Source organism: Bacillus sp. 05T31, assembly GCF_056396725.1.
In genome coordinates this window covers 1-4975 of the sequence record NZ_JBFTMA010000292.1, presented here as the reverse complement: position 1 = coordinate 4975, position 4975 = coordinate 1, and the positions used below count along the sequence as shown (strand labels likewise).

Sequence of the window (4975 nt, the reverse complement as noted above, 5' to 3'; positions counted from 1 at the left end):
GTTTTGTAAAAATACATCCAGTATATTCCTCAAAAAAATGCTAAAATCATTGATACAATAGGATTCTTCATTTTTAATATAGGTACATTTATCCAAAAACCCCCTCTTAAAACCAAGTATAAAAATGCTGAAAATTCCTTTTATACTCTATGTTTCTCTTACTTCATCCCTTTCCTCCTCTTAGGATAAATTAGGAAAATTTTAAGTCTATGAATTTTTTTCCATCTTTTTTCTCGCAAATTGTATGCTACGATGAATTGGTCAGTCAGACAGGCTGTCAAAAACAAATCGTGTGAAAACAAATTAAAACTTTATATAGGGGGACACACATCATGAAAAAGCGTGTTTTATTATCTGTAGCTGCTGCAACAGCTCTTACTTTAGGAGTATCTTCTTTAGATGCACAAGCTGCAACAGTACAACCATCTAACATAAAGGTTCAAAATATTCAGCATTCAAAAATGATGATGAAGCAAATGAGCCAACAAGAATTACAAGCATTCTTACAATCTATGGGAGTTGAATCATTAGCACAATGGAACCAAGGACAATTCCAACAAGATTGCTTCATTCCTGGTCAACAGCCTACTGAAAATGTTGTTACTGAACAACCAACAGCTAAGCCAGAAGCTCAAAAGCCTGCTGAGGAAACWCAAAAACCAGCTGAGCAAAAGCCTGCTGAAGAAGTTSMWAAACCAGAAGCTCAAAAACCWGCTGAAAAYAACAATACTCAAAMYGAAACACAAAAACCAGCTGAGCAAAAGCCTGCTGAAGAAGCAAAATCTTTAAGCGAATTCGAACAACGYGTTGTTGAATTAACAAACGCAGAGCGTACAAAACAAGGCTTATCAGCATTACAAATCGATACTGAATTAAGCAAAGTAGCACGCATTAAGTCTGAAGATATGCAAAAAAACAACTACTTTGATCATAACAGCCCTACATACGGGTCTCCGTTTGACATGATGAAGAAATTTGGTATTTCTTATAAATCTGCAGGTGAAAACATCGCCCAAGGACAACGTACTCCAGAAGAAGTTGTACAAGCTTGGATGAACAGTGCTGGACACCGTGCAAACATCTTAAATAGTGGCTTCACTCATATCGGTGTTGGCTATGTAGAAAGCGGCAACTACTGGACACAACAATTTATTACGAAATAAATAAAAAAAGAGTCTTCTAGAAGAAGACTCTTTTTTTATGTTTCATAGCTTTCTAATATGTATGCGTATAAAATRTAGAACATAAACAAAATAGMCCCGCAAATTATTACACTAATTAACAAGTAAAATCCCCACTTCAGGCTCAAAAGCAACGAAAATAATATGCTACATGCCATCACTTGAAAGATTCGCCTACTAACTAAACGGATTTTTTGTAATTTGATCGGTTCTTTCTCTCTATCCTTCACCTTTTTAAACACTTTACTAAACATAAAAAGAAACATACTAATTCCAATCGTTAGTCCTGTCTGAAAGGATATAATACTTCCCAAATTAATAAAGAGAATTAGTATATGGACAAACATCATAAATAAAGTAATACTCTTTATAAATCCATTTATAATGAAATACTCCCCTTCATTAAACTTATATATATTATGTAAAATAACATATACTAATCCATGTAAAATAATAATAAGGACAGGGATAAATAATACGACAACTTGTTTACTCATAAACTCGTTCGCTCCACCATTCTCGTTCCAATGCACTGCCATACGAGTTGGTAAATATGGATAAATACATAGAGTAAGTAAGAGACAAGCGAAAAATATCCCTAGCATATATTTATATTTGATCAAGTAATTCTCACCTCTCTTTTCTCTTAACGGCTTCGCCTCTTTCAGAGAAATCCCTGCAAAAATCTACCTTTTTCAACTTTAAACTTACACTTTACCTATTTTCTCTTTCAAGTTTTTTCATTGTATCGTTTAAATTTGTAGGGAAAGGTACGTCAACAACGATCTCTTCTTTCGTAATCGGATGCAAAAAATTAATCTTCATCGCATGTAACGCTTGCCCGGACATATATGTTGTTTGCCCACCATATAATACATCCCCAACTAATGGATTTCCATTATAGCTCATATGAACGCGAATTTGATGTGTTCTACCGGTTTCTAACTGTAACGTTACGAGCGTCGCATTTTGTTTTTTAAAATATTTCTCTACTTTATAGTACGTTATAGCTTTGTCTCCCTTTGGAGAAACACGGCGCCTTGTAGCATGATGTCGATCTCTTCCGATGGCCGCGTCAATTGTCCCTTGCTTCTTTTTTACTTTTCCTTCAACAAGTGCCGCATACGTTCTTTTAATTTTCCGTTCCATTAATAAACGATCCATAATTGCACCCGCAATTCTATGTTTTGCGAATACAACACCACCTGTCGTATCTTTATCTAATCTATGGATATGCCGAACCTTCGTCTCTAAACCTTGCATTTGAAAATGAAAAGCAACAAGATTGGCAAGTGTTCCCGTCCCATTTTTTTCAGAAGGATGTGTATCCATTTGCCCCTGCTTATTTACAATGAGTACGTGATCGTCTTCAAACACTACATTTAATTCACCATATTCCGGCTCTACGCCGTACTCCTCCTCCATAAACATATGAACTTGTAACTTATCTCCTTCTTTTAAAAGTTCATTCCATCTCCTTTGTTCTCCGTTAACCGTAACACCTTTTTCCATACGAAGCTGATGTAATAACTTTTTTGGTACTTCCCATTCYAYTTTTAACAACGACTCAATACTTATACCATTCCAYGTCGCTGGAACCGTAATTTCGCACCATTCGCCCTTTTTCTTTGTTTCCATACTATAATCACCTTATTTCTATTGATTCTCTCATTGTAACGGAAAACATACTTTGATGCACCGTCAAAAATAGAGGACAGCCTTATAATCGACTGTCCCCTCACGCTCTAAGCCTTTTCATTTCCTGCAACACTTCTTCAGCTTTTTGTTCATACAATAAATCTTTAAAGAAATCCGCCAATCGTTTATAGTCGTTGTACGTATCTAATAAGTCGTCTATTTTCTCTCCTTTCATAACTTGTTGCTTTTGCTTCATTTTTACTGGATAGCGATACCCCGATACTTCTTGTATTTTGTAATACTCATCCTCTACTTGAATGACTTTTACAAGTTCCTCTTCTTCCGCATCCATCGTATACCCGTCAAAKTCTCTAAGYAGTTCATAAATAATATGAGTCCATTCATCTTTTGGGTAAAACCCTTTTTCYAACCGATAACCGACAATGCGATACATATGCCCATCGTTTTCAGCAAACTGTACTGTATCATTTAGCTTAAACTTAAAATAACGAAACATTGCCTTCACCTACTTGTATGTAATGTTCTTATCACATACTATGCGCAAAATATGGGCCCTGCTATTCATAAAAAAAACTCATCTTATAGATGAGTTTTTTTAYGATGATTTTTCTCTTTTCTTTCGAAATGGTAGCCACCAGTTCCAATCCCCAAACAATTTCATTAAACTTGGTACGAGCATAAGACGGATAATTGTTGCATCAAGAAATATTGCTAATGCAACCCCAAGCCCCATCTGCTTTACTGGTAAAATATCAGTAAAGGCGAACGCACCGGTAACAACAATCATAATTAAAGCGGCGGACGTAATAATTCTACTTGTCGAAACAAGTCCTTCTAACGTTGCTTGATCGTTATCTCCTGTTTCTTCATAAAGCTCATGAATACGTGAAATAAGAAATACTTCATAATCCATGCTAAGCCCAAATACGAGGCCGAAAATAAAGATTGGTAATACAAATAAAACTGAACTCTCTTCTAATCCGAAATGACCACCTTCAAATAACCAAATTACAATTCCAATTGTTGCACTTAAACTAAGTACGTTCATAATAATAGCTTTAATTGGAATGAGTATAGAGCGGAATGCGAATAATAAAATGACAAAGGTTGATCCAAATATAACAGACATACCAATTGCAACTTTATCTTTAATTTCATCTTCTARCTCTTGCTGGAACGTCGTCATACCGCCCAAATAATAAGTAACATCATTTTCTTTATAATTCTTTTTGAAATCACGAACCCATTGTTTTGCGGTTTCTGTACTTGGCTTCGTATCCAAAAAGACTTCCATTGTTGTTTTATTCCCTTTCGTATACGCTTCAAATACAGGAGCTATTTTCGCAGCTTCTGGCGACTGTAACATTCCAGCAACTTGATCTGCTTTCATTCCATTTAGCCCGTCATATACACTTTTCACCTTATATACTTGCTTATCGTCTTTTAACTTTTGAACAACAGCTTCTATCTTTTGTAAACTTTCTTTTTCTGTTATATCTTTCTTCGTCTCTACTACTAATGTAACATCAGCGTGTGTTTGGACAGTTTTATTAAAGGCTTCTTCATACTTCTCAAATGCAACTCTCGTATCACTTTTTTCAGGTAACGCTTCAACACCAGGAAACTGCAAGTTAGCTGTACGTAGCGGTAATAAACAAATAACAATAAATGTTGTAACAACAATAATCATGACGATTGGATGTTTCATTACAAACTGTGCAAATTTACGCCATACATTTGATGGCGTAGGCGCCGCCTGATTCTTTTTTAATATCCTTTTACCAATTAAAGATAATAGCGCCGGAAGAAGTGTGAGCGAAAACAAAATGCTCATAATAACGACAATCATCCCGCTAATAGCAACAGACTGAATATAATCTATCTTAAAGAAAAATAAGCCTGATAAACCGACGAATACACATAACCCTGAAAATACGATAGCACGCCCTGCCGTTTGATACGTAATCGCTATCGCTTCTTTCACTGTTCTCTTCGCAACTTCCTCTCGAAAACGATTTACAAATAACAGTGCGAAATCAATTGATAATGCGAGCCCAATCATCGGTGCAACATTTAACACGAAAATAGATAGCTCTTTATCACTACCTATAAAATATAAAATCCCCATCGTACTA

General features: G+C 35.5%; 5 protein-coding genes. 1 reads left to right on the top strand and 4 read right to left on the bottom strand.

Going from position 1 to position 4975, the window contains the following annotated elements:
• Positions 1 to 332: 332 nt before the first annotated feature.
• On the top strand, positions 333 to 1163 hold the full coding sequence (locus AC1DJR_RS17260; RefSeq protein WP_477003110.1) for a CAP domain-containing protein: 831 nt from the start codon (positions 333 to 335) through the stop codon (positions 1161 to 1163).
• 35 nt (positions 1164 to 1198) lie between these two features.
• Here AC1DJR_RS17260 and AC1DJR_RS17255 read toward each other — a convergent pair whose 3' ends face one another.
• The 4 genes from AC1DJR_RS17255 to AC1DJR_RS17240 form a co-directional block, all read right to left on the bottom strand.
• Positions 1199 to 1804, bottom strand: a complete 606-nt coding sequence (locus tag AC1DJR_RS17255; protein WP_477003109.1) for a DUF1648 domain-containing protein — start codon at positions 1802 to 1804, stop codon at positions 1199 to 1201.
• Between the two features lie 91 nt (positions 1805 to 1895).
• A complete protein-coding gene (locus AC1DJR_RS17250) occupies positions 1896 to 2819 on the bottom strand; it encodes an RluA family pseudouridine synthase (RefSeq protein WP_477003108.1) in 924 nt (307 codons plus the stop codon).
• 100 nt (positions 2820 to 2919) lie between these two features.
• Positions 2920 to 3336 carry a histidinol dehydrogenase gene (locus AC1DJR_RS17245; protein ID WP_477003107.1) on the bottom strand — a complete coding sequence of 139 codons (417 nt, stop codon included), beginning with the start codon at positions 3334 to 3336 and terminating at the stop codon, positions 2920 to 2922.
• 99 nt (positions 3337 to 3435) lie between these two features.
• Positions 3436 to 4975, bottom strand: a 1540-nt coding sequence (locus AC1DJR_RS17240; protein WP_477003106.1) for an MMPL family transporter, incomplete at its 5' end; no start/stop codon positions are given.